28 protein-coding genes, 2 tRNA genes and 1 pseudogene are annotated in these 25,902 nt (G+C 62.4%); 11 read left to right on the top strand and 20 right to left on the bottom strand.

All coding sequences use genetic code 11. The features are described 5' to 3' along the window. Positions 1-2 precede the first annotated feature (2 nt). Together BLT66_RS13435 and BLT66_RS13430 are read right to left on the bottom strand one after the other, a co-directional pair. The gene (locus BLT66_RS13435; RefSeq protein WP_092758450.1) at positions 3-377 is read right to left on the bottom strand and encodes a hypothetical protein; all 375 of its coding nucleotides are present in this window, start codon (positions 375-377) and stop codon (positions 3-5) included. Between the two features lie 123 nt (positions 378-500). Next, positions 501-1,208, bottom strand: coding sequence for a Bax inhibitor-1/YccA family protein (locus BLT66_RS13430; RefSeq protein ID WP_092758217.1), 708 nt, complete (start codon positions 1,206-1,208; stop codon positions 501-503). Between the two features lie 202 nt (positions 1,209-1,410). On the opposite strand from BLT66_RS13430, the gene BLT66_RS13425 reads away from it, so the two are divergent. Then, complete coding sequence (locus BLT66_RS13425) at positions 1,411-1,818, top strand: GlcG/HbpS family heme-binding protein (protein WP_092758216.1); 408 nt, start codon at positions 1,411-1,413, stop codon at positions 1,816-1,818. A gap of 28 nt (positions 1,819-1,846) precedes the next feature. Here the strand turns inward: BLT66_RS13425 and BLT66_RS13420 are convergent, their stop codons facing one another. Continuing rightward, positions 1,847-2,806: a choline sulfate utilization transcriptional regulator gene (locus tag BLT66_RS13420; protein ID WP_092758215.1), complete on the bottom strand. Its 960-nt coding sequence runs from the start codon at positions 2,804-2,806 to the stop codon at positions 1,847-1,849. A gap of 104 nt (positions 2,807-2,910) precedes the next feature. Between BLT66_RS13420 and betC the strand changes: the two genes are divergently transcribed. Together betC and choX are read left to right on the top strand one after the other, a co-directional pair. Beyond that, entirely contained in the window at positions 2,911-4,434 is a 1,524-nt protein-coding gene (betC, locus tag BLT66_RS13415; RefSeq protein WP_092758214.1) for a choline-sulfatase, read from the top strand. Between the two features lie 56 nt (positions 4,435-4,490). Beyond that, on the top strand, positions 4,491-5,447 hold the full coding sequence (gene choX, locus BLT66_RS13410) for a choline ABC transporter substrate-binding protein (protein WP_092758213.1): 957 nt from the start codon (positions 4,491-4,493) through the stop codon (positions 5,445-5,447). A gap of 174 nt (positions 5,448-5,621) precedes the next feature. Here the strand turns inward: choX and hemP are convergent, their stop codons facing one another. From hemP to BLT66_RS13340, 14 genes and pseudogenes are all read right to left on the bottom strand, one after another. Continuing rightward, complete coding sequence (gene hemP / locus BLT66_RS13405) at positions 5,622-5,843, bottom strand: hemin uptake protein HemP (protein ID WP_092758212.1); 222 nt, start codon at positions 5,841-5,843, stop codon at positions 5,622-5,624. A 92-nt stretch (positions 5,844-5,935) separates the two neighbouring features. After that, positions 5,936-6,349 carry an ExbD/TolR family protein gene (locus BLT66_RS13400; RefSeq protein ID WP_092758211.1) on the bottom strand — a complete coding sequence of 138 codons (414 nt, stop codon included), beginning with the start codon at positions 6,347-6,349 and terminating at the stop codon, positions 5,936-5,938. A gap of 3 nt (positions 6,350-6,352) precedes the next feature. After that, positions 6,353-7,069: a MotA/TolQ/ExbB proton channel family protein gene (locus tag BLT66_RS13395; protein ID WP_092758210.1), complete on the bottom strand. Its 717-nt coding sequence runs from the start codon at positions 7,067-7,069 to the stop codon at positions 6,353-6,355. Positions 7,070-7,090: 21 nt separating this feature from the next. After that, positions 7,091-7,792 carry an energy transducer TonB gene (locus BLT66_RS13390; protein ID WP_092758209.1) on the bottom strand — a complete coding sequence of 234 codons (702 nt, stop codon included), beginning with the start codon at positions 7,790-7,792 and terminating at the stop codon, positions 7,091-7,093. A 107-nt stretch (positions 7,793-7,899) separates the two neighbouring features. Further along, on the bottom strand, positions 7,900-8,145 hold the full coding sequence (locus tag BLT66_RS13385) for a (2Fe-2S)-binding protein (protein WP_092758208.1): 246 nt from the start codon (positions 8,143-8,145) through the stop codon (positions 7,900-7,902). A gap of 38 nt (positions 8,146-8,183) precedes the next feature. Beyond that, positions 8,184-9,347, bottom strand: a complete 1,164-nt coding sequence (locus tag BLT66_RS13380) for an alpha-hydroxy acid oxidase (RefSeq protein ID WP_092758207.1) — start codon at positions 9,345-9,347, stop codon at positions 8,184-8,186. After that, positions 9,344-10,027, bottom strand: coding sequence for a Fe2+-dependent dioxygenase (locus BLT66_RS13375; RefSeq protein WP_092758206.1), 684 nt, complete (start codon positions 10,025-10,027; stop codon positions 9,344-9,346). Before BLT66_RS13375 ends, BLT66_RS13380 begins: the two co-directional genes overlap by 4 nt. A 97-nt stretch (positions 10,028-10,124) precedes the next feature. Continuing rightward, entirely contained in the window at positions 10,125-12,308 is a 2,184-nt protein-coding gene (locus BLT66_RS13370; protein WP_255406893.1) for a TonB-dependent receptor, read from the bottom strand. 395 nt (positions 12,309-12,703) lie between these two features. Then, positions 12,704-13,810, bottom strand: coding sequence for a DUF1513 domain-containing protein (locus BLT66_RS13365; RefSeq protein WP_092758204.1), 1,107 nt, complete (start codon positions 13,808-13,810; stop codon positions 12,704-12,706). A 97-nt stretch (positions 13,811-13,907) separates the two neighbouring features. Continuing rightward, a pseudogene (locus BLT66_RS13360) lies at positions 13,908-14,825 on the bottom strand (imelysin family protein); the annotation flags it as partial. After that, positions 14,825-16,261: a di-heme oxidoreductase family protein gene (locus BLT66_RS13355; RefSeq protein WP_092758202.1), complete on the bottom strand. Its 1,437-nt coding sequence runs from the start codon at positions 16,259-16,261 to the stop codon at positions 14,825-14,827. The gene BLT66_RS13355 and the pseudogene BLT66_RS13360, both read right to left, overlap by 1 nt. A 4-nt stretch (positions 16,262-16,265) precedes the next feature. Next, entirely contained in the window at positions 16,266-17,417 is a 1,152-nt protein-coding gene (locus tag BLT66_RS13350) for an imelysin family protein (protein WP_092758201.1), read from the bottom strand. A 118-nt stretch (positions 17,418-17,535) separates the two neighbouring features. Next, positions 17,536-18,468, bottom strand: coding sequence for an exopolyphosphatase (locus BLT66_RS13345; RefSeq protein ID WP_092758200.1), 933 nt, complete (start codon positions 18,466-18,468; stop codon positions 17,536-17,538). An 81-nt stretch (positions 18,469-18,549) separates the two neighbouring features. Beyond that, the gene (locus tag BLT66_RS13340; protein WP_176955047.1) at positions 18,550-19,698 is read right to left on the bottom strand and encodes an alpha-hydroxy acid oxidase; all 1,149 of its coding nucleotides are present in this window, start codon (positions 19,696-19,698) and stop codon (positions 18,550-18,552) included. A gap of 131 nt (positions 19,699-19,829) precedes the next feature. On the opposite strand from BLT66_RS13340, the gene BLT66_RS13335 reads away from it, so the two are divergent. The 3 genes from BLT66_RS13335 (at position 19,830) to greB (ending at position 20,714) form a co-directional block, all read left to right on the top strand. After that, a tRNA-Arg gene (locus BLT66_RS13335) sits at positions 19,830-19,906 on the top strand. A gap of 99 nt (positions 19,907-20,005) precedes the next feature. Next, a tRNA-Arg gene (locus tag BLT66_RS13330) sits at positions 20,006-20,082 on the top strand. A 65-nt stretch (positions 20,083-20,147) separates the two neighbouring features. Next, a complete protein-coding gene (gene greB / locus BLT66_RS13325) occupies positions 20,148-20,714 on the top strand; it encodes a transcription elongation factor GreB (RefSeq protein ID WP_092758198.1) in 567 nt (188 codons plus the stop codon). Here the strand turns inward: greB and BLT66_RS13320 are convergent. From BLT66_RS13320 to gmk, 3 genes are all read right to left on the bottom strand, one after another. Next, on the bottom strand, positions 20,711-22,984 hold the full coding sequence (locus BLT66_RS13320; protein ID WP_092758197.1) for a RelA/SpoT family protein: 2,274 nt from the start codon (positions 22,982-22,984) through the stop codon (positions 20,711-20,713). The genes greB and BLT66_RS13320 overlap by 4 nt on opposite strands. A 95-nt stretch (positions 22,985-23,079) precedes the next feature. Then, on the bottom strand, positions 23,080-23,283 hold the full coding sequence (gene rpoZ / locus BLT66_RS13315; protein WP_092758196.1) for a DNA-directed RNA polymerase subunit omega: 204 nt from the start codon (positions 23,281-23,283) through the stop codon (positions 23,080-23,082). Between the two features lie 16 nt (positions 23,284-23,299). After that, positions 23,300-23,920 carry a guanylate kinase gene (gene gmk, locus BLT66_RS13310; protein ID WP_092758195.1) on the bottom strand — a complete coding sequence of 207 codons (621 nt, stop codon included), beginning with the start codon at positions 23,918-23,920 and terminating at the stop codon, positions 23,300-23,302. Positions 23,921-24,029: 109 nt separating this feature from the next. Between gmk and hisI the strand changes: the two genes are divergently transcribed. From hisI to tatA, 5 genes are all read left to right on the top strand, one after another. Continuing rightward, the gene (gene hisI / locus BLT66_RS13305; RefSeq protein ID WP_176955056.1) at positions 24,030-24,443 is read left to right on the top strand and encodes a phosphoribosyl-AMP cyclohydrolase; all 414 of its coding nucleotides are present in this window, start codon (positions 24,030-24,032) and stop codon (positions 24,441-24,443) included. A 5-nt stretch (positions 24,444-24,448) separates the two neighbouring features. Further along, positions 24,449-24,829, top strand: coding sequence for a phosphoribosyl-ATP diphosphatase (locus BLT66_RS13300; RefSeq protein WP_092758193.1), 381 nt, complete (start codon positions 24,449-24,451; stop codon positions 24,827-24,829). Beyond that, positions 24,826-25,221 (top strand): DUF4870 family protein, encoded by a 396-nt coding sequence (locus BLT66_RS13295; protein ID WP_092758192.1) that lies wholly within the window; start codon positions 24,826-24,828, stop codon positions 25,219-25,221. Before BLT66_RS13300 ends, BLT66_RS13295 begins: the two co-directional genes overlap by 4 nt. Continuing rightward, on the top strand, positions 25,218-25,580 hold the full coding sequence (locus BLT66_RS13290) for a histidine triad nucleotide-binding protein (RefSeq protein ID WP_092758191.1): 363 nt from the start codon (positions 25,218-25,220) through the stop codon (positions 25,578-25,580). The genes BLT66_RS13295 and BLT66_RS13290 overlap by 4 nt, the downstream gene beginning before the upstream one ends. Positions 25,581-25,653: 73 nt before the next feature. Continuing rightward, positions 25,654-25,887, top strand: coding sequence for a Sec-independent protein translocase subunit TatA (tatA, locus tag BLT66_RS13285; protein WP_092758190.1), 234 nt, complete (start codon positions 25,654-25,656; stop codon positions 25,885-25,887). Positions 25,888-25,902: the final 15 nt, after the last annotated feature.

Here is a 25,902-nt window from a genome sequence, read left to right as displayed (position 1 = left end):
AACTAAGAGGCTTTGGCCTTGCCGCTGCGGGGCTCTTTGGCTTCCGGGGCGGCTTTTTCTTTGCTGCTGGCCACGGCTTCTTCTACGGGCGCAGAGCCGTCCACCGGGATCTTGACGACCGAGGCCACGCCTTCGATCTTGTTTTCCCGCATATAGGTGTCCATTTCCTTCCAGCCGGCAAACACCAGGGCCTTGGAGGCTTTGGGGTTCAAGGTGTAGCAGTCTTCGATGCCGCGCAAGGCGTGGCGGCAGGCGCCACCCGTGGCTTTGGCATCGGCTTCGCGCGCAGCTATCTTGGGGTCGGGATAAACCCCCGGGATTTCGCAGCCCGACAACAGCAGGACTACGCAAGAGGCGAGAAGATAGCGGGGTGACATGGTGCCCAAAGTAGCCAAGAGATACATGGTTATCGGCTTAAGACTACATGCATTGAGGCTTAGTTTCAACCGACCAAGTAAAAAGGCCCCGCAGGGCCTTTTGTCGGTAGGGGTATGCGCGGTCTAGTCGCGTTCGCCGCCCATGATGCCGAGCAAGGCCAGCAGGCTCTGGAAGATGTTGAACAGATCCAGATACAGGGCCAAGGTGGCGCTGATGTAGTTGGTTTCGCCGCCGTCGATGATCTGCTTCAGGTCGTACAGCATGTAGGCGCTGAAGATGCCGATCGCGGCCACCGACAAGGCCATCATGCCGGCGGTGGAGCCGACAAACACATTGATGATGCCGCCGACCAGCAGCACGATGGCGCCGACAAACAGCCATTTGCCCATGCCCGACAGGTCACGCTTGATCACGCTGGCCACGCTGGCCATCACCAGGAACACGCCGGCGGTACCGCCGAAGGCCGTCATGATCAGGTCCGGGCCGTTCTTGAAGCCCAGAATCATGGCGATCATGCGCGACAGCATCAGGCCCATGAAGAAGGTGAAGCCCAGCAGCACCGGCACGCCAGCAGCCGAGTTCTTGGTCTTTTCAATCGCGTACATGAAGCCGAAAGCACCGCCCATGAAGACGATCAGGCCCAAGCCGCCGCCCAGGCTCTGGGTGATGCCGGTGGCCACGCCCAGCCAGGCGCCAAGCACCGTGGGCACCAGGCTCAACGCCAGCAGCCAATAGGTGTTGCGCATCACGCGCTGGCGCTGCTCCTGCACCAGTCCATAGCTGTAGTCGCTGGGTTGGCCGGTGGCAATGCTGGTTATACGGTCGTTCATATCGGTACCTCCTTGAAGATCTGTAATAGCAGGTGGGGAAATTCTAGGTGGATTCAAGGCCAAAGCCTAAATAGCACCGGACGGCCGACCTATTTTTTATGGGGGTACTGGCCTGGGGCGGTGATTCCCATGCTGCAGCGCCGCAAAACCCCGGGGCCAATTGGTATGCTTGCGGCCTTTACCAACTCACAGGGATGCTGCCTTGAAAACCAAATCCGTACTGGAACTCGCCGACGTTAAAACCATTGCCGCCGCTGCCGAAGCCGAAGCGCTGAAGAACCAATGGGCAGTGTCCATCGCCATCGTCGACGACGGCGGCCACTTGCTGTGGCAGCAACGCCTGGATGGCGCGGCCGCATTGACCGCGCATATCGCCCCCGCCAAGGCCCACACGGCCGCGCTGGGCCGCCGCGAAACCAAGGCTTACGAGGACATCATCAACGGCGGCCGCACCGCATTTTTGACCGCGCCCGACGTGAAGGGCTTGCTCGAAGGCGGCGTGCCCATCATGAAGGACGGGCAGTGCATTGGCGCGGTCGGCGTCAGCGGCGTCAAGTCGAGCGAAGACGTGCAGATTGCCAAGGCCGGTATCGCCGCCATCGGCCTGTAATTGCTCTTTTTTTGGTAGCGCCTGGCGCTTATGGTTCCTGTGCTACCGGCCTGTTTTGTGTGTAAAACGGGCTCAGCAGCAGCGCGCTCTCGCATTCGCCGATGATCCATTGGCGGAAGCGGCGCAAGGGCTCCGACGCCCGCTGTGCATGCGGCTCGACCAGAAAGTAGCCGCGCGCCGTCTTCACCGCGTGCTGCACCGCCGGCACCAGCTGACCGCTGCGCACCAGCTCATCCACCAGGGGGACCCAGCCCAGCGCCACACCCTGCCCGGCAATCGCCGCCTGGACCACCAGTGGGTAGTTGTTCAGCGTCAGGCCGTGGCTTTCGTCGCTGGTGGACAGGCTTTGCAGCGCAAACCAGTTGTCCCAGCCCAGCCAGCGCAGGGGCTCGGCGCTTTCCAGGTGCAGCAGCGGTAGCCGCGCCAGTGCCGACGGCTGGCCGCTCAGCCCGTGCCGGGCCTGGAACTGCGGGCTGCAGACCGGGATGACGATTTCCGGAAACAGCCGCGTCGCCGCGCAGCCCGGCCAGGGGCCGCTGCCAAAAGCGATGGCAATGTCCACCGACTCGCCGCGGATGTCGAACTCGTTTTGCGTGGTGACGATGCGCACGTCCAGGTCGGGGACCAGTTCGCGCAGCGCGCCCAGCCGCGGCATCAGCCAGTAGGCGGCAAAGCCGAAGTCGGTGGCCACCGTCAGCACCTGGCGGGCGCGGCGCGCGCGGATCTTGGCCGCGGTATCTCCGATGTCGGCCAGGCCGTCACGCACGGCATTGAAGAGCTGCACGCCGTCGGCGGTGAGCGACACGCCGCGGTGCTCGCGCTTGAACAGCGGCACACCCAAATCTTCTTCTAGCAGGCCAATACGCTGACTGACCGCCGGCTGGCTGGTGCCCAGCTCTTGCGCGGCGGCGGTAAAGCTCAGATGCCGGACCGCGGCTTCAAAGAAAACCAGGCTCTGCAGCGGCGGGAGTCGTCGTGTGGTTGCCATAACGAAAATTTATGCATTCATAAGAATTGGCCATCTTCACGCGCAATTGGCACCTGCGTAGACTGGCTTCATTGCATAAATTTACATTATGTTTGGAAAGACCGATGGAAGCCAGGAAGCCGAATATTCTGATCTTGATGGCCGACCAGCTGACGCCTTCAGCGCTGGCCGCTTATGGCAACACGGTCAGCAAAACCCCGCACATCGATGCGCTGGCCGCGGCCGGCGTGGTGTTCGAGTCGGCCTATACCAATAGCCCGCTGTGCGCGCCGTCGCGCTATGTATTCATGGCGGGCAAGCTGCCGTCGGCGATTGGCGCCTACGACAATTCTGCCGAGCTGCCATCCGAGGTGCTGACCTTTGGCCACCACCTGCGGCATGCGGGTTATCGCACCATTCTGTCGGGCAAGATGCATTTCTGCGGCGCCGACCAGCTGCATGGCTTTGAAGAACGCCTGACCACCGACATTTACCCGGCCGACTTCGGCTGGACCCCCGACTGGGAGCAGCCCGAAGTCCGCCCCAGCTGGTACCACAACATGGGCTCGGTGACGGAGGCCGGCACCTGCATCCGCAGCAACCAGCTGGACTTCGACGAGGAGGTGGTGTTCCTGGCGCAGCAAAAGCTGTTCGATATGGTGCGCGACGACGATGACCGGCCTTTCTGCATGCTGGTGTCTATGACCCATCCGCACGACCCGTATGCGATTCCGCAGCAATACTGGGACCTGTACCGCGACGAAGATATCGACATGCCGCGCGTCAGCGCCGACGTCGTGCCGCCGGACCCACACAGCCAGCGCCTGCGCCACGTGAGCGACATGGACAGCACGCCCATCAGTGACCAGCAGACCCGCAACGCCCGCCATGCCTACTACGGCGCGGTGTCCTATGTGGACGAGCAGATCGGCAAGATACTTCGCACCCTGGAGCAGACCGGCCAGGCTGACAACACCATCATCGTCCTGCTGTCCGACCACGGCGACATGCTGGGCGAGCGCGGGCTTTGGTACAAGATGAATTTCTTCGAGAACGCCTGCCGCGTGCCGCTGATCGTGCATGCGCCGGGCCGGTTCAACCCCAGCCGGGTCGCGGCATCGGTGTCGCTGGTGGATGTGCTGCCGACCCTGGTGGACATGGCGTTTGACGGCGCTGCGCCGGCCTACCCGGAGCGGCTGGACGGCCGCAGCCTGCTGCCGCATCTGCGCGGCACGGGCGGGCACGACGAGGTGGTGGGCGAATACCTGGGCGAGGGCGCGGTGGCACCGCTGGTCATGCTGCGCCGCGGCGCCTATAAGTTCGTCCATTCGCCCGGCGATCCCGACCAGCTGTACCGGCTGGATACCGACCCCGGCGAACTGCACAACCTGGCCACCGACCCGGCTGCGGCCGAGATGCTGCAGGGCTTTCGCAGCGAGGTCGCGGCCCGTTGGGACATGGACGGGCTGCGCGCCCAGGTGGTGGCCAGCCAGCGCCGCCGCCGCTTCCACTTTGCCGCCCAGAACCAGGGCGCCCGCCAGGCCTGGGACCACCAGCCTTACCAGGCGGCCAGCCAGCGCTATATGCGCAACCACATAGCTCTGGACACGCTGGAAGCGCGTGCCCGCTACCCCGCTACCCGGTCGTGAAGCGGTAGCCCAACCGCGTGTCAGTGGAAATCAACCTTTAACCTCAGGAGTGCAGCATGGGAAGTAAACGTGTTTTGCTGGCATCGGCCAGCGTGGTCGTAGGCGCTTTGCTGGTGGGCCAGAACGCCATCGGCGCCGAGCCCGAGGCCTGCAAGCAGGTACGCATGGCCGATCCGGGCTGGACCGACATCACCGCCACCAATGCGGTCGCCGGTGTGCTGCTGGGCGCGCTGGGCTACGAGCAGAAGGTGTCGTCGCTGTCGGTGCCTATCACCTATGTGGGCATGCAGAAGTCGCAGATCGACGTGTTCCTGGGCAACTGGATGCCCGCGCAGAAGCCGCTGGTTGAGCCCATCCTCAAAGACGGCGGCATGGAGGTGGTGCGCGCCAACTTGCCGAACGCCAAGTTCACCCTGGCCGTGCCCGGCTATGTGGCCGATGCGGGCGTGAAAACCTTTGCCGACCTGGCCAAATATGCCGACAAGTTTGACCGCAAGATCTACGGCATAGAGTCCGGTGCGCCGGCGAATCAGAACATCAAGAAGATGCTGGAAGCCAAGAGCTACGGCCTGGAGGGCTGGAGCTTGGTGGAGTCGAGCGAGCAAAGCATGCTCAGCCAGGTGGCGCGCAAGGAGCGCGGCAAGGACTGGATCGTGTTCCTGGCCTGGGAGCCGCACCAGATGAACACCAAGTTCCAGGTCAACTACCTGGACGGCGACAAGGAATACTTTGGCCCCAACTTCGGCAGTGCCACGGTGAACACCGTGTCACGCAAGGGCTATGCGGCCCAGTGCCCGAACGTGGGACGCTTGTTCAGCCAGATGGCATTCACCGTGGACTTCGAGAACAAGGCGATCTCCGAGGTGCTGGAGCAGAAGATCGATCCCAAGGCCGCCGGGATACGCCAGCTCAAGGCCAATCCGAAACTGGTGGAAACCTGGCTGGCCGGGGTCAAGACCTATGGCGGCGAAGATGGGCTGGCCGCGGTGAAGAAAGTGCTGGCCCAGAACTAAGGCCAGGGACTGTGTGGGAAAAAAAGCATGGCTAGTCGGATGCCGGACAAGTCCGTCCTCCGTTGGCTAGCAAAAACGACCCTTGCAGACTTCATGATTGAAGTCTTGGGAGTCGCCCCACGATGAAACTCTTTTCGTCCTGCCCCAGCCCAGGGCAGGGCGAAATCAAAACTCTTACTTCGTCAGAATCAGCTTGCCCAGCTTGGTGTTTTGCAAGCGGTAGACCGAACCGTTGTGCATGATCTCCACGGCCTTCTGGCCCTTGAGCAGATCCCGGCTTTCCACCGACAGCACCTTGGCCGCGGCAGCACCCATGTCCATGCCCTGGAGCACGCTGTTCGCGTTCTCGCCCGAGGTGGGGTTGAACAGAGGACGGGCGGCTAGGTTAGCGTACATGGTGTGCTCCTGAAGAAGTATGCGATGTAGTAATGATAACTATTCTCAATTAAATCACAAGCGCTTTTCGAAGATATTTGTAAAAAAGATCTTCAGGGCGCCTTGGGTTCGGTGATGAAACCGATCTTCTTGACGCCGGCCTGCTGGGCCGCTGCCATGGCTTGCGCCACGCGCTCGTAGCGCACCTCCTTGTCGCCGCGGATATGCAGCTCGGGCTGGGGCTCCTTGGCGGCCTCGGCCTGCAGCATGGGCACCAGATCGGCATCGGCGACCTTGTTTTCGTTCCAGTAGTACTCGCCCTGCGCATTCACGCTGAGGCGGATGGTTTCTGGCTTGACGTCCTGCACCTGGTTGGTGGCGCGCGGCAAGTCGATATTCACCGCGTGCTTCATCACCGGGATGGTGATGATGAAGATGATCAACAGCACCAACATCACGTCCACCAGGGGCGTCATGTTGATTTCGTTCATCACCTCATCGGCGTCGTCCTGGGTTCCGAAGGCCATGGCTTAGCTCCCTTTTTTCATCGGCACCACCTTGGCGGCGGTACCGGTGGCGACGCGGGCGCCGGTAACGAAGAAGGCGTGCAGATCATGGGCAAAGCTGTTCAGTTTGATCAGGATGGACTTGTTGCCACGCACCAGGGCGTTGTAGCCCAGCACTGCAGGAATCGCCACGGCCAGGCCCAGCGCGGTCATGATCAGCGCTTCACCGATCGGGCCGGCCACCTTGTCGATGGTCGATTGGCCCGACAGACCGATGCTCAACAGCGCGTGGTAGATGCCCCAGACCGTGCCGAACAGGCCGATGAAGGGCGCGGTGGAACCGACGGATGCCAGGATCGCCAGGCCAGCTTGCAGCTTGGCGGTGAACTCGTCGATGCTGTTGCGCAGGCAGCGCGTGACCCAGTCGCTGACGTCCAGGCTGTCATGCAGATGCGCCTTGGTGTTGCGGTGGTGGGCCGTGGCTTCGCGGCCTTCCAGTGCGATTTGCAGGAAGGGGTTGGTCGGGTCATCGCCCAGCTTCTTCAGGCCGGTGGCGAAGTCTTCGCTATGCCAGAAGTCGGCGGCATTGCCGGCCAGCTTCTTGAACTTGAAGATGTCCAGCGCCTTGAGGATGATGACGATCCACGAGGCCAGTGACATGGCCAGCAGGATGATGGCCACGGTCTTGGTGACAAAGTCGCCTTGGGTCCAGACGTTGGCGATGCCGAATTGCGATTCCATTAAAAACTCCAAAAGTAAAAATTATTCGAGGACGTAATTGACCGGCGCCTCGTACCACATAGGTTGGGGCACGCCGTTGACCTTGCCGGCGACGAAGCGGCATTTCATGATGTATTCCAAAGCGGACTTGTCCAGCCGCTCATAGCCGCTGGACTTCTTGATCTCGGCTCTGCCAGGCAGGCCATCGACGCCAATGAACACCCGCACCAGCACCTTGCCCTGTTCGCCCAGGCGCTTACTCATGGCGGGGTAGGTGGGGGAGGGGTTGTTCAGGTAGTCAGCATCGCTGGACGGCAAGACGATCTTGGGCGGCGCCGGCGGCGCTGCCGGAGGAGCGGGCGGCGCCACAGCCACCGGCTCGGCGATGGGCGGCGCGGGAGGCTGCGGCGTGGTGACGCCGGTAGGGGCGTTCGGCGCGGGTGTCGGGTCGGCTATGGCCAGGGGCTGCGGTGCCGGCGGCAGGGTGGGGGCCTTGGTTTTGACCACCGGCTGTTTTATGGGTGCGGGAGGCGGTGGTGGGGGTGCCACCTTGGGCTGGGGCGCTTCGATGAATTCGCTCAGCATTTCAACCGGCACAACGATTTCAATCGCCTTGCGGACCAGGCCGCTTTGCAGGGCCCAGATGGCCAGGCCGTGGAAAACCAGCACGCTGCTGACGATCACCGCATTGCGGCTGAGGCGCGGCAGAGAGAAAGAGGGGGACAAAGGCGCAGTGCTGTTCATAGAGTGTGGGCGCAAGCAATCCCTGCCGCCTTGCGAGGGCAGAGCTGAGGGCCGCAGCCTGAAAATTTATTTACGAAAGATCCACCAGGCCGAACCTACGACCAGGATCAGGCTGCCGCCAAGTGTGCCGAGGAGTTCCATGCCCTGCTTTCCAAAATGGAGCTGGCGAGCTGAATCGCTGCAACCGGGTGGGAGGCACTGCACTGCGCGACCACATCGCGGGCGCAGCTTTCGCACCGGCCACACTGGGTGGCTACGCCGAGTTCGAGCTGTATGTCGTCAAACCCGTAGCCCGCGCGCACATGGCGGGCGATGTCACGGTCAGAAACGCGGTTGCATACACAGACGATCATGGCGGCAAGCAGGGTGGCTGGCTGTTGAAGATAGGTGATTATAAATACGAATCCGTCGCATTTGCAATGCCTATCGTGGAATTCCCTGGATTTTGCGCAAACAGCAGTGCCGGGCCCGCTTGCGCCAGGGTCGCACAGCCGCACAAAGCCATGGCGATTTCCAGCTCGTCGCGCAGCAGGCGCAGCACATGGGCCACGCCCACAGCACCCGCATTCGCCAGCCCGTAGACGTATGGCCGCCCTATCAACACCGCGCTGGCGCCCAGGGCCACGGCCTTGAGTACATCGGTGCCGCGCCGGATGCCGCCATCGACCAGCACCGGCATGTCGCCCACCGCCTGCTTGATGCGCGGCAGCACGGCGGCGGTGGCGGGCGTGGTGTCCAGCGTGCGCCCGCCGTGGTTGGAGACGATCAGCCCGGCCAGCCCCAGCGAGGCGGCTTGGCGTGCATCCTCGGGGTGCAGGATGCCCTTGAGCAGGATGGGGAGGCGGGTGTGGGCCTGCAGCCAGGCTACGTCGTCCCAGGTGGGGGCGTGGGCCAGCAAGCCGTCGAACAAGGCGCTTTGGCCGGGCTGCAGGGCCGGCGCCGGGGCGGGCGCCAGTCCGGCCAGGTTCACTGCCGATACGCCGGGCGGCAGCCGGAAGTTGGCGCGGCGTTCGCGGTCCCGCGCGCCGTTGGTGGGGGCATCTACTGTCAGCACCAGCGCGTCGTAGCCGGCCTGTTCGGCGCGGCGTACCAGGTCCAGGCTGAAGCCGCGGTCATGCTGCAGATAGAGTTGGAAGCATAAAAGGCCTCTGGCGCTTTCTGGTATTACGGCAGCAGCTATGGTTTCCAGAGCAATACTAGATTGCGTGCTGAGCACCATGCCCGCGCCCAGGGCGGCTGCAGCGTAGGCGCTGGCCAGCTCGCCGTCCGGGTGCGCCATGCGTTGGTAGGCCACCGGGGCCAGCAGAATCGGGTGCGCCAGGGTGCGGCCCAGTAGCGTGGTGCGGGTATGGCCGCCGGCCAGGACTTGCAGCACGCGGGGCTGCAGCAGCTGTGCGTCCCAGGCGCTGCGGTTCGCACGCAGGGTGATTTCGTCGCCGGCGCCACCGCTGAAGTAAGCCCAGGCGTTGGCGTCCAGCACGGTCTGGGCGTGGCGCGCATGGTCTTCCAGCGTGACTACGCCGGGCGGAATTTTCTCTACGCTGGGGGCGCTCATGTATCTGCCCACATGCGCAACAAGTTGTGATAGGTGCCGGTCAGTGCGGTGGTCTCCGGGGTTTCGCCGTGCTGCTGGCGCAGCCCCAGCAGGGCCATATCCATATCCAACAACATGCGGCGTTGCTCCCCGCTGCGCACCATGCTTTCGATCCAGAAAAAGCAGGCCAGGCGGGCGCCGCGCGTGACCGGCTCTACCTGGTGCACGCTGGTGCCCTCGTACAGCACCATATCGCCAGCGGGCAGCTTGACCCGCTGTGCGCCGGCAGAGTCCTGCACCACCAGCTCGCCACCGTCGTAGTCAGTTGGCTCGCTGAGGAACAGGGTGCAGGAGATGTCGGTGCGTACCCGCAGCCCGGTGTCGGGCGCAAAGCGCACAGCGTTGTCCACATGGTTGCCGTAGAAATTGCTGCCACCTTGGTAGCGGTTGAGCTGCGGGGTGTAGACGCGCTTGGGTAGGGCGGCCGAAAAGAAGGTCGGGTTGCGGTCCAGCCCGCGCAGCAGCATGGCGCGGATTTCGGTAGCGGCATCGCAGTCGTGCGGCAGCTGTTCATTGTTTTTGACGGCCCGTGCCTGGCTGCCGGCGCTGCTGCGGCCATCGGCCCAGGGCGCGGCTGCCAGCAGGCGCTGGGCGTGTTGGACTTCTTCGGGGCTCAGGATGTGGGGGATGTGCAGCAGCATGGGAGGAGATTGTGGTGTATGTGCAGGGTGGTGGCCTACGCATGAAAAAAGCCGCCCCGAAGGGCGGCTTGTAGCGATCAGCACAAAAGCAGCAAGCTTAGAACTTGTACTTGGCCGTGACCTGCATGGTGCGGCCCGCACCCGGCACATAGAACGCGGTGTACAGCGCATCGCCGTACAGCTTGTTGGTCACGTTCGTCACATTGGCCTTGACGGTGAATTTGTCTTCAATCACCGTGTATTCGGCCAACAGGTCGGCCGTGACATAGCTCGGCGACGAGAAGCCGGGGTTGCGGTTAGGTGTTTGTTCGCCCTTGAAGTTCAGGCCCGCGCCCACGCGGATTTGCGGCGTGATCTGGTAGGTAGTCCACACCGTGCCGCTGTACTTGGGCGTGAGCGATGGGCGTTGGCCTTGGCCTTCAGCACCTTGTGCGCCTACGTCGATGCGGGCGACTGGAATCCATGCATAGGAGCCGAACACTTCCCATTGCGGCGTGATGCGGCCGGTGAAGTCGAGGTCGATACCCTGGGCATGGCGTTTGCCGGACAGCACGGCGATCGGGATCAGGGGATCGGTGTTGCGCTCATGCATTTTGGTCGTGCGGAACAAGGCCAGGCGCGTGGTGAAGCGCTTGTCGGCCGAATCCAGGCGAGCGCCCAGTTCCAGGTTTTGGCTCTCTTCTGGTGGGGTTTCGGCGTTCGTGGCACCCAGCGAATAAGCGTCGCCAGAGGTGTTGAACGAGGTGCCGTAAGCGACGTGGAACGACTGCAGTTCGTTCGGCTGGAACAGCACGCCTGCGCGTTTGCTCCACTTGGCAATGTTCATGAAGTAGGTGCCCGTGCCTGCACCGGAGGTCGCGTTGTAGGCTCTGTAGCCCGCTGTCATGTGGTCAAAGCGCAGACCACCCAAAAGCTTCCACTTGGGCGCCAGCTGCACCACATCCTGGCCGTAGATACCGTAACCGTTAGAGGTGTAGTTGTTGGTCACGCCGAAAGGGCGGGTGCCTTCTGGGACGGAGGCTCCATCGTCGGGGGTGCCGATCGTCGTGGTAGGACGGTTCAGGACAGCCGCTTGCGCTGCGGTCAGCGTTTGGGCTCCATAGACGGTGCGCTCTTCATGGGCGTAGTCGATGCCGGCCAGCAGTTCATGCTTGTAGCCGAGTGCCTCGAACTTGCTGCTCAGGTCGGACTGGCCGTACAGGTTGTTCATGTCCTGTACCTTGTTTTGTGCACCGCGCGTCAGCACCGTACCGGGACCAAAGTTGTTCAGTCCCACCGCTTGTCCATTGGGTTGGGCGGCTGCGCCGGCGAAGTTCCACAAGGTGGCACGTTGGTCACGCGAGTAAGAACCCTTGCGGATGGTGGTTTTCAGTTCGGTGTCGGCCGAGAAGCGGTGGATGTGGCCCAACGTGCCGTAGGAGGCGCGGCCATGGTTGTAGTCGCTGTCCATGCCGTAGTAGGCATCGGGGTCCAGGTTAGGATTGAGTTGCGATGTGCTGGTTGGCGAGGCCGCCGTAGGCTTGATCCAGCGGATGCCGTAGTTGATGCCGTTGCGGTTTTCCAACTGGTAGAAGCCCACCGAGAATTCGTCGACTTCACCGATGCCGAAGCGGTAGGCGCCAGCAATCCCGCGCTTGTCGATGCTGCTGCCTGCGCCGTTGTTGTCGGCGGTGTTGGCCATGGCATTGATGCGCAAAGCCGAGCTATCGCCGGTCTTCACGTTGAAGTCGCCCGTGGCCCGGCGGTATTTGTGGCTGCCCAGGGTTACGTTGACTTCGTTCTGGTCAATCAGCAGCGGCTGCTTGTTGACCTGGTTGACCGCACCGCCGGTGGAGCCGCGGCCGAACAGCAGAGCTGCAGAGCCGCGCAGGATTTCCACCCGGTCGTTGTTGAAGGTGTCGCGTTCGTAGAAGGCTGGATCGCGGATGCCGTCGGCGAACACATCGCCAGAACCTTGCAGGCTGAAGCCACGCAGTTTGATATCTTCTTCGCCGCCCTCAGCCGCCAGGAACGAAATACCGCCGGTGTTGCGCAGCACGTCCCGTACGGTGTCGAAGTTACGGTCGGTGATCAGCTTTTCGGTCAGAACCGTGATCGACTGGGGAATGTTGCGCAGTTCCTGGTTGCCCTTGCCGATGGTGGTGCGCTCAACCTTGATGGTGTCTTTGCCTTGGGCTGCTTCCGCCTTTTCCTTCACCACGACGGGCGCCAGGGTCTTGGTCTCGGTTTGCGCCATCGCGCCCATCGAGCCGGCCAACAGCATGGCGCCCAGGGGCAGCATGGCGTAGGGCGCTGCAGTTTTGATAGCTACTTGCGCTGGTTGAATGTGCGCTGGAGCCGTATTTTGGTTGGAATTTTTGCGTCGAGACATGGAAGTCAGCCTAAGGGGTTTGAACGATGGCTGGCTGGCGCATGGAGCCCTTGGTGGGGGGCCGCAGGGCGTGGCTGGCTGGGTGAAGAATTACCGCGTAATTGTAAATTAATGCGAATCATTCTTGTTGCGTTGGCGATGCAAACACCGCGTGCAGGACCCGAAAACGCAGCATTTCTCTACGTTTTGTTGCAGGCCTGCAACGCAACTTACAACCCAGCCCGTCGGGAATACAAGTCCCATACGGCCTTGGCGCTTATTCCATCAGCGCAAGCAGCTACTATTTTGATAGTTGCTGCAGTTTTTCAGGCCAACCACTTGCCGTGGTTGTCCCATCGCACGTTGTCCAGGTGGCGCTCCAGCGCATGGGCGTCCAGCATACCGCGCAGATCGCCTTGCGCGCCGCTGGCCAGCCAGTCGGCACCGTGGACGGCCAGGGCGCCGGCTTCGGGCAAAGGCAGCTGGCTGGGGGCTTCGCCCTGGGCCGACCACCAGGCCAGTTGCCCGGCGCGGGTGGCGCTGATGACGAAGCGGTCGGCGGTTTGCGGACTGCTGCCCGGCACATAGGCCACGTCGCCCGCATAGCCGCCCAAGGCCAGGGACGGTGGCAGCGGCACGCTGCGCAGGCCGCTTGCATCCAGCAGTGCCAGCAGCGGTGCATTGCGGCGGGCCTGCAGATCGGTGTGCTCGGCCTGCATGGCCACCGCGACAGTGCCGTCGGGCGCGCGAGCCAGGTGGCGCAGGCTCAAGAAGGGGTCACTCACGCGCCAGACCTGGCGCTGGGCGCCGGTCTTGGCGTCCAGCCGTGCAATCGACGAGTCCATGCGGCCGATGTTGAGCTTGGTGCGGCCGGTTTCCGGCAGGCTGAGCAGGCCACCGTTGGCCACCAACAGGCTGCCATCGGGTTCGACCAGCACCATGTGCGGGTCCAGGCCGCCGCTGGGGAATTCGGCGCGCTTTTCCAGGCTCAGCGGGTCGCGCACGGCGACCATGCCGGCGCCGGTGTCGGTATTGGTTTCGGTGGTGTAGAGCGCGCTACCGTCCAGCGCATAGCTGGCATGGCCGCAGAGCACGCGGTCGTCTTCGATGTCATGCCACAGCACGGCGCGGGCGGTGCGGGTGTCGAAGCGCAGCAGGTATTCGCCGGGGCGGCGGGCTACGGCTAGCGCCTGCGTGGGCTGGCCCAGGGCGCTGTGCAGCATTTGCACTTCGTGGGCGCGCTTGGGCAGGGCCACGCCGCGGGGGCTGCTGCCCAGCTGCCAGATGCCGGCCCAGGCCTGGTTGTCGTCGCCGCTGGTCCAGGAGGTCAGCAGGCCCGGGCGTGTCGGGTTGGCTGCATGCAGGGGCAGGGCGGCGTTGGCGGCTGCAAACGCCAGCCAGTCGCGGCGGCGCAAGGTGTAAGGCTTAGTCACCGTCTGACTCCGAGAATCCGACCATGGTTTTCAGCTCGGGGGCGATCTTGTCTTCCATCAGCTGCTTGGTCTTGGCCAGGGTTTGCATGGCGGCGGTGACGGTAGTGCCACGCGCCGGGTCGGCGGCCTGCATGCGGGTGTGCAGCTGCGCCACCGCCGATTCCAGCTGGGCCGACAGCTCCAACTGGTTGTCGCCTGCCAAGTAGCCGTTCAGGCTGCCTTCCTCTTGGGCGCGGCCGGTGCCGACCAGAAAGTGCTGCAGCCCGCCCCATGCGGCCTGCCAGGCGGCCCGGGTGTTGCCGCTGGTGGCGCGCGGCCAGTCGCTGGCGCGGCCGCTGCGTGCGGGTTTGCCCATCTTCTTCCAGCGCAGTTGTTCGAAGCCGCCAACGGCCTGGCTGAACCATTCGTGGAATACGGTGAGGGCGGTTTCGGGTGTCCAGGTCTGCTGGGCCAGGGCCTGGAAGTCGGCCAGGATAGCCTGGGCTTCGCTGGCGCTGGCCTCGGCCAGCAGAGCGGCGTAGGCGCACTGGGCAGCGTCCGGGGCACGCTGCCAGAGCAGCCATTCCAGCGCTGGCAGACCTTTGGCAGGGGCACCGAGTTGTTCCAGCGCAGCGGCGTCTGCGGGCGGGGCTTGCACGGCGGCCGAGACCATGGCGGGGCGGGTGGGCCAGAAGTCCAAAGTGCGCGCGCTGCGGCGCTCCAGTAGGGGGCCGACGGACACTGCCGATAGCCGTTCCCAGTCGAGCATGGCGGTGCGCCAGGCTGCGCGCGCGGGTTGTAGGCCGCAACCGGCGGCCAACTGGTCGCGCAAGGCGGCGGTGGACTGGGCAAAGGCCTGGGCCGCGGGCACAAAGTGCAGCTGCAAGCCGTTGCGCACAAAGTCGGACTGGGTGAGTGCCGGGCTGGCGATGCGGGGCGGCAAGGGCGCCGCCCAGGCGGCGTGGCAGAGTACGCCGGCCCCCAGTGCGAGCCAGCGACGGCGGTCAATCAGAAGTCTCACTGCGGCACTTTCCATTAGAGCGAATTGACAAACTTCACCAGAGCGTCGCGGTCGGCTTTGGGCATTTGCAGCACTTGCTGCTTCGACGCTTCGGCTTCGCCACCATGCCAGAGTATGGCCTCCAGAGTGTTACGGGCGCGGCCGTCGTGCAGCAGGAAGCTGTGGCCGTTGACATCGGGAATCAGGCCGATGCCCCATAGCGGCGGGGTGCGCCACTGCTGGCCATTGGCCAGGCCGTCCGGGCGGTTGTCGGCCAGGCCCTTGCCCATGTCGTGCAGCAGCAGGTCGGTGTAGGGCGTGATTTTCTGGCCGCTGAGCGACGGGAACGGCGAGGCGCCGGTGGTGTAGCTGGGCCGGTGGCAGACGGCGCACTGGGCCTGGGCAAACAAGGCCTGGCCACGGCGCACGTCCACATTATCAAAATTGCGCCGGGCCGGTACCGCCAGGGTGGCCTGGTACTGGATCACCTTGGTGAGGGTGGCGTTGTCGATTTCCGGGCCACCCTTTTCGCCACCGCGCGGGGCGGCTGCGCAGTCTTTTTGCTTGGACGTGCAGTCCTCGCGGGGGAAGTGCTCGGAGGTGATGCCGATGTCGCCATTGAAGGCGGCGGCCGACTGGTGCGCCAGGCTGCCGGTATTGGCCTTCCAGCCAAAGCGGCCTATGACTTCTTTGCCGGCAAACGGGTCGAACACGCGGTTGCTGGTGCCTTTTATGGCGTCGCTGTGCTGGCTTTGTTGTTGCACATTGGCCAGGATGTCGGCCTCGGCAATTGCATCGATCAGGCCGACGCCGGGCATCTGCGGCGCAATGCGCGGGCTGACCATGGTGCGGGGCTGCATGGGGCCATAGCCCAGCTTGGTAAAGCTGTAGTGCGGCTGGCGCAGGCTGTAGTGGCTGCCATCGGCAAACTGGCCGGGCTGCTCGGTGTAGCGGATGCGGACCTGACCTTCGGGTTTGACACCTTGTGCCGCCGAATTGGCGAACTGTTCGCCATAGGTCGGCTCGGGAAACGGTTTGCCGTCTGGCCCCATGACCGACAGCCGGAACAGCAGGCCTATGGGTTGCTCGGCGGTGATGCCGTTCTTGAAAGTATTGGGGGGGGCGCCGCGCCCGTCCTGGGTATGGCAGCCGCCACAGGAGCGGGCGATGAAGTGCGGGCCCAGGCCGTCGCGCGCGCTGGTGGACGACGGGGCTTCCACCCAGTTGCGCCGGAAGAAGGAGTTGCCGATGGCAAAGCTGGTGCGGGCCTCTTCGTCCAGGTTGGCCGCAGGAAAGGAAAAAGCGTTCAAGCCCTCTTCAAACACCGTGGTGTCGCCACCGGGTTTTTCTTCAAAGGTATCGGCTACCGGGGGGGAGGCCAGGGCCAGCCATGCCGCGGCAACCCCGGCCGCAGCCAGGGTCAGCGTGCATGGTGTGCGCCAGCGATTTTTATTCTGGATCGGCTGACGCATGGACTTATTCTTTGGCGGGGTCTACCAAGGTGAGTTTGGTGATGCCCACGGCCTTGGCGGCGTCCAGGAAGTCCTTGCTTTGCAGCTTCAGCGCGTCGGCCACGGCTTGCACGCGCTTGCGGCCCTCGGGGTCGACGATTTCGCGGTCAAACGGGGCGTGGATGCCTTCGGCCGCCTTGACGCTGGCCGCAATGTGGCTGCTGGTGCGTTCTGCGGTGGCGGCGTCCTTGGCAGCCACCAGGTCACGCAGCGAAGCGCCTTGCAAGACGCTGCCGTCGGCGCGCTTGAAGCGGCCGAGCCAGACGTTTTCAATGCCGGTGGCATTGGCCACGATGTCGCGGTGGGTGTTGTCGGAGAAGCAGGAGTGTTCGTCTTCCTGGTTCTTGGAGGCCAGGGCCACTTCGATGCGTTCGCCGGCCAGTTCGCCGCGCGACAAGGAGCCTACGCCGACCAGCATGTTGCGCAGTGCGTTGGTGCCAGATTTTTCGAATTTGGCGCGGTAGTTCTTGGCATCGGGAGCCCAGGCTTTGGCCAGGCCGGACAAGTCGCTGATCAGCAAGTCGGTGACCACCTTCAGGTACTCGCGGCGGCGGTTGGCGTTGGGGGTCTTGCCGTCGACAAAGTCTTCAAACGAACGGTTGCCGGGGCCGGTTTCGCTCAGGTCCTGGCCCCACAGCAGGAATTCGATGGCGTGCCAGCCGGTAGCAATGTTTTCTTCGCCGCCACGCTCGTTCAGAGCCGACAGGCTTTTGGCGGTGATCTTGGCCTTGGGGTTGTTGATGATGCCGGCCTTGGGCTTGCCGACGACGTAGTCCACATAGGCTTCGTCCATGGGCCAGGCGTTGATGCGGCCTTCGGGGCCATTCTTGTCGTCGATGGGGCCGGCGTAGAAGCGGAAGGCTTCGGTCTGGCCGTAGAACTCGCGTGCAGCGATCCAGGCTTTACGGGCCTTGGCCAGGCCTTCGGCGCTGGGGGCAGCGTTGAATTCGGTGATGGCGGTGTTGAGCGCCTGGGCCGTGCTCAGTGTGTCTTCGTAGCTGGCATAGACCAGTTTGCTGTAATCGGCGGCGACTGCCGCGGCGGTGACAGGGGCGGTGGTTTGGGCGGTGGCGGCGAAAGCCGTCAGCAATGCAGCACTCAACAGAAGAGATTTCACGGCACAGGTCCTTTGTACTCCGGCCCGCGAACAGCAAGGATTTCACCATTGACGCGGGTGGATCAAAGCCCTATTGTAATGAGATTGATTCTCGATACGAGGCGCGTGCCGACGAACTTTACCCGTCCTGGTTGATCTTGCTGATCAAGGTTTGCAGCACTGCCGCCGCCTGGTCGTTTTCGACCTGGCAGGTACCCGCCGCATGGTGGCCGCCGCCGCCGTGGGCCAGCATCAGTTCGCCCACATTGGTCTTGCTGCTGCGGTCCAGGATGGACTTGCCGGTGGCAAATACGGTGTTTTGCTTTTGCACGCCCCACATCACATGGATGGAGATGTTGGTTTGCGGGTACAGGGCGTAGATCATGAACCGGTTGGTGGCCCAGATGGTTTCTTCGTTGCGCAGGTCCAGCACCACCAGGTTGCCGTGCACGGTGGCGCAGCGTTCGATTTGCGCTTTGGCCTTGACGGCGTGTTCCTGGTAGATCTCGACGCGTTCCTTGACATCGGGCAGGGCCAGGATGTCGTCAATGCCGTGGTTGCGGCAGTACTGGATCAAATCCATCATCAGCGCGTAGTTGCTGATGCGGAATTCGCGGAAACGGCCCAGGCCGGTGCGCGCATCCATCAGGTAGTTCAGCAGCACCCAGCCCGTGGGTTCCATGATTTCGTCGCGCACATACTGGGCTGAATCGGCCTTGTCCACCGCATCCATCATGTCAACGGTGATGTTGGGGAAGGCCTTGGCCCCGCCGTAATAGTCGTACACCACGCGTGCAGCGGATGGCGCCTTGGCATCGATCACATGGTTCTTGAGTCCGCTCTGGTTGCGGATGGTTTCCGACAGATGATGGTCGAACGCCAGATGCGCGCCCGCCACATACGGCAGGTTGGTGGTGATGTCGCGCTCGGTGATCGCCACTTTGCCGTCCTGCATGTCCTTTGGATGGACGAACTTGATCTCATCGATCATGTCCAGCTCATTGAGCAGCACCGCACACACCAGGCCGTCGAAATCACTGCGGGTGACCAAGCGAAATTTTTCTGTGCCCATGGCGTCAATCCTTGTTGAGAGTGGCATAACCGTTACACGCTGTGTTTTTGATTATGCCGCCAAGGCCGCGGGCTGCGCGGCTTAAAAGCTGCGGGGCAACAGAATGCTTTTGTCTACCGTGCCGATTTGTGTATGGCCGCAAAATGCCATGGTCACGTCGAGCTCCTTGTGCAGGATTTCCAAGCATTTGGTGACGCCAGCCTCGCCCATGGCGCCCAGGCCATACAGAAAGCTGCGCCCGATCATGGTGCCTCGTGCGCCCAGGGCCCAGGCCTTCAGCACGTCCTGGCCAGAGCGGATGCCGCTATCCATCCAGACTTCGATGCGGGGCCCTACCGCGTCGACTATGGCGGGCAGGGCTTCGATGGCGCTGGGTGCGCCGTCCAGCTGGCGCCCGCCGTGGTTGGAGACCACCATGGCATCGGCGCCGCTGTTGGCAGCCAGCTGTGCATCTTCCACGTCCATGATGCCTTTCAAGATCAGCTTGCCGCCCCAGCGCTTCTTGATCCATTCCACATCGTTCCAGTCGAGCTGGGGGTCAAACTGCTCCTTGGTCCAGGCGCTCAGCGAAGACATGTCGCTGACATTCTTGGCGTGGCCCACCAGATTGCCGAAAGTATGGCGGCGCGTGCCCGCCATGCCCAGGCACCAGCGCGGCTTGGTCATCAGATTCAGGATGTTGGCCAGAGTGGGTTTGGGTGGCGCCGTCATGCCGTTCTTCAAATCTTTATGCCGTTGGCCCAGCACCTGCAGGTCCAGGGTGAGCACCAGGGCCGAGCAGCCGGCTGCTTTGGCACGGTCCATCAACGCTTCCATAAAAGCGCGGTCGCGCATCCAGTACAACTGGAACCAGAACGGGGCTTTGGTATGGGCGGCGATGTCTTCCAGAGAGCAAATGCTCATGGTGGACAGCGTGAACGGTATGCCGAACTTCTCGGCAGCACGTGCCGCCAGGATTTCGCCGTCGGCATGCTGCATGCCGGTGAGGCCGGTCGGGGCGATGGCCACCGGCATGGCGGCGTCTTGGCCCACCATCTTGACTCGGGTGCTGCGGTTGGCCATGTTGACCGCCACGCGCTGGCGCAGCTTGATCTTTTGGAAGTCGGCCGAGTTGGCGCGGTAGGTGCTCTCGGTCCACGAGCCGGAGTCGGCGTAGTCGTAAAACATGCGGGGTACGCGTTTTTGCGCGAGCACGCGCAGATCTTCGATGTTGGTAATGACGTGTGGCAAGCGGTTCTCCTGAATGCCTTGGATGCTAGCGGGCTTGACGGGCGCGCGGGCTGAAGAAATTTTGGAGCAGACCGCATTTTTCTCACGCAGCATTAGGAGGGCAGGGAATCCGTTGTAGAATTTAAAGCTTAGCGGCTGTAGCTCAGTTGGATAGAGTACTTGGCTACGAACCAAGGGGTCGTGGGTTCAATTCCTGCCAGCCGCACCATATGTAAAAACCCGCAATCGCAAGGTTGCGGGTTTTTTTACGTTTATTTTTGCCCATTTGGATAAATGGGCTTGAAATCATTGTAGAATGCAAGGCTGCGCGGCTGTAGCTCAGTTGGATAGAGTACTTGGCTACGAACCAAGGGGTCGTGGGTTCAATTCCTGCCAGCCGCACCAAAATGTAAAAGCCCGCAATCGTAAGATTGTGGGCTTTCTACTTTGGTTCTTCAAATAGGCGTTCCATGAGCAAAGCCTTCACCCGCGAGACCGATGCGGACAACGACGATGCAGACGATCTGCCATCGGCGCCCTTGCCTGCAGGCAGCAAAAACTACATCACCCCCCAAGGCTACGCCCGCTTGCGCGCGGAGTTCACCGAGCTGCTGGAGACCGAGCGTCCCAAGATCGTCGACGTTGTGTACTGGGCTGCCAGCAACGGGGACCGGTCTGAAAACGGCGACTACCTGTACGGCAAAAAACGCCTGCGGGAGATCGACCGGCGAATCCGCTTTCTCACCAAGCGGCTGGAGATTGCCGAGGTGGTGGATCCCAGCGTGCACTACGGTAATGACCAGATATTCTTCGGCGCCACGGTGGCGTACGAGGATGCTGCGGGCGAAGAGCGCACTGTCACTATCTACGGTATTGACGAGGCGGATACGGCCCAGGGGCAGGTGAGCTGGGTGTCGCCCATCGCCCGCGCTCTGCTCAAGGCACGGGTGGGCGACGTAGTGCGGCTGCAGTCCCCGGTAGGGCCGCAGGATATTGAAGTGCTGCGGGTGGACTACCCCGCCCCTGGCGCGGCCTAAGACGCAGGCTTGGCCCGCGCGGCTCGCAACACCGAAGGTGTGCGCTTTAGCTGGCGCAGTGCGACTTCCAGATGGGCGTGGTCGCGCACCGAGATCAGGAAGCGCAAATCGGTGGCGTCTTGCTCGCCTTCCTGGCCCATGTCCACATGGGTAATGTCCACTTCGGCGACCGATAAAGCGGCCGCGGCCCGCGCCAACACCCCTTTGCTGTTTTTGACGGTTACCACCACGCCGGTTTCAAACTGGCGCACCGGTTCATCGGCCCAGTCCACGGCAATAAAGCGTTCGCTGTCCTTGTACTGCAGGCGTTTGGCGACCGCGCAGTCGTCGGTATGCACCACCAAGCCTTCGCCGCGTCCCAAATAACCGACGATGGCATCCCCGGGAATCGGCCTGCAACAGCGGGCAAATTGGACGGATGTGTTTTCGCTGCCATCCAGCACCACCGCGCCTTGCGACAGGCTTTCGTGTGCGGTGTAGCGTTCGCGGGTTAACAGCAGGGCGTCGGGTTTTTCGCCGTTTTCGGACAGCAGGACTACCAAGCGCTTGGCAACGATGCTGGCCACGCGCTTGCCCAGGCTGATGTCGGTCAGCAGTTCTGCGCGCGTGCGGTTGCCGGTGAAGCGCAGCAGTTTGTCCCAGATCGGCTGGCTCTCTGGGGTGGATTCGGGCAGTTTCCCCAGTCCTTCAGCACGCAGAGCCTGGGTCAGCAGTTTTTCGCCCATGCTTTCGGATTCGGTCTGCGCCATGCTTTTTAGATGGTGGCGAATCTTGGAGCGGGCGCGCCCGGTGCGCACAAAGCCCAGCCAGGCCGGGTTCGGAGCTGATACCGGGGCAGTGATGACTTCGATGATGTCGCCGTTACGCAGCTCGGTGCGCAGTGGCACTTGTTCGCCATTGATCTTGGCAGCCACGGTGCGGTCGCCCACATTGCTGTGGATGGCGTAGGCGAAGTCCACCACGGTGGCGCCGCGCGGCATGGCCATGATCTGGCTTTTGGGCGTGAAGACGTAGACTGCATCGGGAAACAGATCGACTTTGACGTGGTCCCAGAACTCGGCAGCGTCGCGGGTTTCGTCCTGGATATCGAGCAGCGACTGCAGCCATTTGGTGCCCAGCCGCTCGGCGGTGGCGCTGTCTGCGTCGTTGGTCTTGTACAGCCAGTGCGCCGCGACGCCCGATTCCGCCACCAGGTGCATGGCCTCGGTGCGCATCTGGAATTCCACGTTTACGCCTGACGGGCCCACCAGCGTGGTGTGCAGCGACTGGTAGCCGTTGAGCTTGGCAATCGCGATATGGTCCTTGAATTTGCCGGGTACCGGCTTGTACAGCTGGTGCAATATGCCCAGGGCCGTGTAGCAGTCGGTGACGCTGGAAACGATGACCCGGAAGCCGTAGATGTCGGTCACCTGGGCAAAGGTCAGATGTTTGTCGTCCATCTTTTGGTAGATGGAGAACAGCGTTTTTTCGCGTCCGGCTATACGTACCTGCATGCCGGTTTGCGCAAATACCGCCTCGACTTCTTGCTGCACTTTTTGCACCAGATCGCGGCGGCGGTTGCGTGCTTTGCTGACCGCTTTAGACAAGATGGAGTAGCGCCAGGGCCGCAGATAGCGAAACGACAAATCCTGCAGTTCGCGGTAGGTCTGGTTCAGACCAAGGCGGTGGGCGATGGGTGCATAAATGTCCAGCGTCTCGGACGCGATACGCGCCCATTTCGAGCGTGGCATGTCGCCCATGGTGCGCATATTGTGGGTGCGGTCGGCGAGCTTGATCAGGATCACCCGCACATCGCGCGCCATGGCCAGCAGCATCTTGCGAAAGGATTCGGCCTGGTTTTCTTCGCGGGTGTTGAACTGCAGCTTGTCGAGTTTGGTCAGTCCATCGACCAGCTCGGCCACCGGTGCGCCAAAGCGTTCAATCAACTCGGGCTTGGTCACGCCGCAGTCTTCCATGGCGTCGTGCAGCAGGGCTGCCATCAAAGCCTGGGCGTCCAGCTTCCACGCTGCGCATTGGGCAGCCACGGCAATCGGATGGGTGATGTAGGGCTCGCCGCTGTTGCGCAGCTGTCCCAGATGGGCTTCGTCGGCAAAACGGTAGGCTTGGCGTACCTGTTCTACGCTGGCGGCGTCGAGGTAGTCCAGATTCGCCGTCAGGGCGGCAAAGCTGGCGGCGGCTGCATTCACCGCGGCTGGACTGGGGGCGTGCCCGCCTTTCTTGTGGTGGGGTTTTGGCGGCAAGCCAGCAGGAGGGGGAAGCGTGTCACTCATGGCTTGAATATAGCGTGGCTACCGCATTCATCAGGCGCGCAATAAAAAAGGCACCGCAATGCGGTGCCTTTTAGGATGTGTACCAGCCTGGTCGATCAGTTGGGTACTTTTTTCAGCATTTCCAGGCCCACTTTACCGGCGGCGATTTCGCGCAGGGCGGTGACCACGGGCTTGTTCTTGCTTTCGATCTTTGGGGCGTGGCCTTGGCTCAGCATGCGGGCCCGGTAAGTGGCCGCCAGCACCAGCTGGAAGCGGTTAGGGATTTGCACCAGGCAATCTTCGACGGTAATACGGGCCATGAATTTCTCCAGAAAACTAAGCGATGTTCAGGGATTTGAAGGTGTCGGCTCGGGCACGGCGCTGTGCCGCAAATTTGAGCCGCTGGGCATGAACAATGGTTTTCATGTCGAAAACTGCCCTGTCAAATAGCTCGTTGATTATAACGAAGTCGAATTTATGGGCTTGCGCCATCTCAATCGCTGCATTGGCGAGGCGCAATTCGATCACGTCGGGGGCATCTTCGCCCCGCCGTTCCAGCCGCGAACGCAGCTCTTCCCAGCTCGGCGGCAGGATGAAGATCAGCACCGCGTTGGCGAAGATCTGCTTGATCTGGATCGCGCCCTGGAAGTCGATTTCCAGAATCACGTCGGCGCCCTGGGCCATGCGTTCTTCAATCGCCTTCTTGGAGGTGCCATAGCGGTTGCCGTGGACTTCGGCCCACTCGACAAAGGCGTCGGCTGCGACCATGGCGTCGAATTCGGATTGCGAGGCAAAAAAGTACTCGCGCCCGTGTTTTTCCTGCCCACGCGGATCACGGGTGGTGTGGGATACCGAGGGCTGCACCTTGGCGTCCAGTTCCATCAAGGCCTTGACCAGGCTGGACTTCCCGGCACCGCTGGGGGCAGCCACCACAATCAAATTTCCAGGGTAGTCCATGGTGTGTTCTCGCCTTGTGGGCTATCAAAAAAATGGCACATTCTATATTTGACCGTACTGCGGCGGTCTTGGCCCGGTGTGCGGAGGGCGGTTCTCGCAATCGCTGACAATACGGCTTATGAATTGGCTAAACGATGTGAAATGGGACGCCCAAGGGCTGGTCCCGGTGATAGCGCAAGAGGCATCCAGCGGCGACGTGCTGATGTTCGCCTGGATGAACCGCGAGGCGCTGGAGCAAACCGCGGCTTTGGGGCGGGCGGTGTACTTCAGCCGCTCGCGCAATCGCCTGTGGTTCAAGGGCGAAGAATCGGGCCATGTGCAAACCGTGCATGAGATCCGGCTCGACTGCGACAACGACGTTGTCTTGCTCAAGGTCACGCAGCTCGGTCATACGCCCGGGATTGCCTGCCATACCGGCCGCCATAGCTGCTTCTTTAGCGTCCTGAAGACGGATGCCGCGGGCGCGGTAGGCTGGGAAGCAACCGAGCCGGTCTTGAAAGATCCTGAATCCATCTACAAGTAACGGATATGACCTCCAACGACTCTCTTGCCAAACTGGCTGCCACGATTGAAAGCCGCAAGGCGGCCAACGGCGGCGACCCGGCCTCCAGCTACGTGGCGCGCCTGCTGCACAAGGGGCCGGACGCGTTTCTCAAGAAGATCGGCGAAGAAGCCGCCGAAGCCATCATGGCTGCCAAGGATGCCGAGTACGGCGGCAACACCGATGCACTGAAATCCAAATTGGTCGGCGAAGTGGCCGACCTGTGGTTCCATTCCATGGTGGCGCTGGCCCATTTCGATCTGGGCCCGGCCGACGTGATCGCGGAGCTGGAGCGCCGCGAAGGCACCAGCGGTATCGAAGAAAAAGCCCTGCGCAAAGTGCTTGCGCGTGAATCGGAGGCGCCATGAGCGACATCATTGACGTGCAAGCCATCGACAGCGAAAAAGCCCAGGCGCTGAAAGCCGTGGGCTGGATCAGCTACCTGCTGCATCTGGTGGTGGCGGTGGGGGCGGTGATTCCGGGCGCCCAGCCCGGCGCGGTGCTGCTGATCGTGGCCCTGGTGATCGACCTGGTGAAAAAGAGCGAGGCCGAAGGCACCTGGCAGGCGAGCCACTTTTCCTGGCGCATCCGGTCCGTGCTGTGGGCCGGCATTTTGTATGTGGTAACCGCGCCGCTGTGGTTTCTGTTCATCCTGCCGGGCTGGATTGCCTGGGGCCTGATTTCGTTGTGGTTCTTGTACCGTATCGTGCGTGGCATGGTCGCCATGAACGCCAGCCAGGCCGTAGAAAGCGCTGTATGAGCCTCCATGATCCCAACTGCCTGTTCTGCAAAATCATTGCCGGCCAGATTCCGTCCAAAAAAGTCTATGAAGACGAAGAACTTTTCGTGTTCCACGACATCCACCCCTGGGCGCCGGTGCATTTCCTGATGGTGCCTAAACAGCACATTCCGTCCATGGCCCAGCTGCAGCCCGAGCATGCAGGCCTGCTGGGGCGCATGATGGTGTTGGCGCCGCAATTGGCGGCACAGGAAGGTTGCCGACCTTACCCGCAGGGTGGCTTTAGGGTGATTGCCAATACAGGGGATGATGGGGGCCAGGAAGTGCACCATCTGCACCTCCACGTGATTGGCGGGCCCCGTCCTTGGCTCAAGGGCTAAGGCCTTCCAGGTAGCGGCCTGGTATTGTCATGACCGCCGACTAAAATCAAACATACATTGTTAGGAGTATTCCATGGGTTCTTTCTCTATTTGGCATTGGTTGATCGTGTTGTTGATCGTGGTGATGGTCTTCGGGACCAAGAAACTGAAGAACATGGGCAGTGACCTGGGTGGTGCGGTGAAGGGTTTCAAGGACGGCATGAAAGACGGCGCGGCCGATGCCGACAAGCCTGCGGACCAGGTCAGCCATGCCGCTGGTGCAGCCCAAAAAGGCACCATCGACGTGGAAGCCAAGACCAAGTCCTGAGCCGGTTGAACGCCT

The organism is Rhodoferax sp. OV413 (assembly GCF_900104385.1).
GTDB lineage: Bacteria > Pseudomonadota > Gammaproteobacteria > Burkholderiales > Burkholderiaceae_C > Rhodoferax_B.
Note: the sequence above shows the minus strand (reverse complement) of the source record. Positions and strands in the feature narration are given on the sequence as shown.

Coding starts and splice junctions, on each gene's coding strand:
- BLT66_RS13370 (WP_255406893.1), bottom strand. CDS start 12,308: ATGCTGCCCCTGGGCGCCATGCTGTTGGCCGGCTCGATGGGCGCGATG.
- BLT66_RS13375 (WP_092758206.1), bottom strand. CDS start 10,027: ATGCTGCTGCACATCCCCCACATCCTGAGCCCCGAAGAAGTCCAACAC.
- BLT66_RS13400 (WP_092758211.1), bottom strand. CDS start 6,349: ATGGCCTTCGGAACCCAGGACGACGCCGATGAGGTGATGAACGAAATC.
- BLT66_RS13435 (WP_092758450.1), bottom strand. CDS start 377: ATGTCACCCCGCTATCTTCTCGCCTCTTGCGTAGTCCTGCTGTTGTCG.
- betC (WP_092758214.1), top strand. CDS start 2,911: ATGGAAGCCAGGAAGCCGAATATTCTGATCTTGATGGCCGACCAGCTG.
- BLT66_RS13385 (WP_092758208.1), bottom strand. CDS start 8,145: ATGATCGTCTGTGTATGCAACCGCGTTTCTGACCGTGACATCGCCCGC.
- BLT66_RS13355 (WP_092758202.1), bottom strand. CDS start 16,261: ATGCGTCAGCCGATCCAGAATAAAAATCGCTGGCGCACACCATGCACG.
- BLT66_RS13380 (WP_092758207.1), bottom strand. CDS start 9,347: ATGAGCGCCCCCAGCGTAGAGAAAATTCCGCCCGGCGTAGTCACGCTG.
- BLT66_RS13390 (WP_092758209.1), bottom strand. CDS start 7,792: ATGAACAGCACTGCGCCTTTGTCCCCCTCTTTCTCTCTGCCGCGCCTC.
- gmk (WP_092758195.1), bottom strand. CDS start 23,920: ATGGACTACCCTGGAAATTTGATTGTGGTGGCTGCCCCCAGCGGTGCC.
- BLT66_RS13420 (WP_092758215.1), bottom strand. CDS start 2,806: ATGGCAACCACACGACGACTCCCGCCGCTGCAGAGCCTGGTTTTCTTT.
- BLT66_RS13295 (WP_092758192.1), top strand. CDS start 24,826: ATGAGCGACATCATTGACGTGCAAGCCATCGACAGCGAAAAAGCCCAG.
- greB (WP_092758198.1), top strand. CDS start 20,148: ATGAGCAAAGCCTTCACCCGCGAGACCGATGCGGACAACGACGATGCA.
- hemP (WP_092758212.1), bottom strand. CDS start 5,843: ATGTACGCTAACCTAGCCGCCCGTCCTCTGTTCAACCCCACCTCGGGC.
- BLT66_RS13300 (WP_092758193.1), top strand. CDS start 24,449: ATGACCTCCAACGACTCTCTTGCCAAACTGGCTGCCACGATTGAAAGC.
- BLT66_RS13345 (WP_092758200.1), bottom strand. CDS start 18,468: ATGGGCACAGAAAAATTTCGCTTGGTCACCCGCAGTGATTTCGACGGC.
- rpoZ (WP_092758196.1), bottom strand. CDS start 23,283: ATGGCCCGTATTACCGTCGAAGATTGCCTGGTGCAAATCCCTAACCGC.
- BLT66_RS13290 (WP_092758191.1), top strand. CDS start 25,218: ATGAGCCTCCATGATCCCAACTGCCTGTTCTGCAAAATCATTGCCGGC.
- BLT66_RS13430 (WP_092758217.1), bottom strand. CDS start 1,208: ATGAACGACCGTATAACCAGCATTGCCACCGGCCAACCCAGCGACTAC.
- BLT66_RS13395 (WP_092758210.1), bottom strand. CDS start 7,069: ATGGAATCGCAATTCGGCATCGCCAACGTCTGGACCCAAGGCGACTTT.
- BLT66_RS13320 (WP_092758197.1), bottom strand. CDS start 22,984: ATGAGTGACACGCTTCCCCCTCCTGCTGGCTTGCCGCCAAAACCCCAC.
- tatA (WP_092758190.1), top strand. CDS start 25,654: ATGGGTTCTTTCTCTATTTGGCATTGGTTGATCGTGTTGTTGATCGTG.
- choX (WP_092758213.1), top strand. CDS start 4,491: ATGGGAAGTAAACGTGTTTTGCTGGCATCGGCCAGCGTGGTCGTAGGC.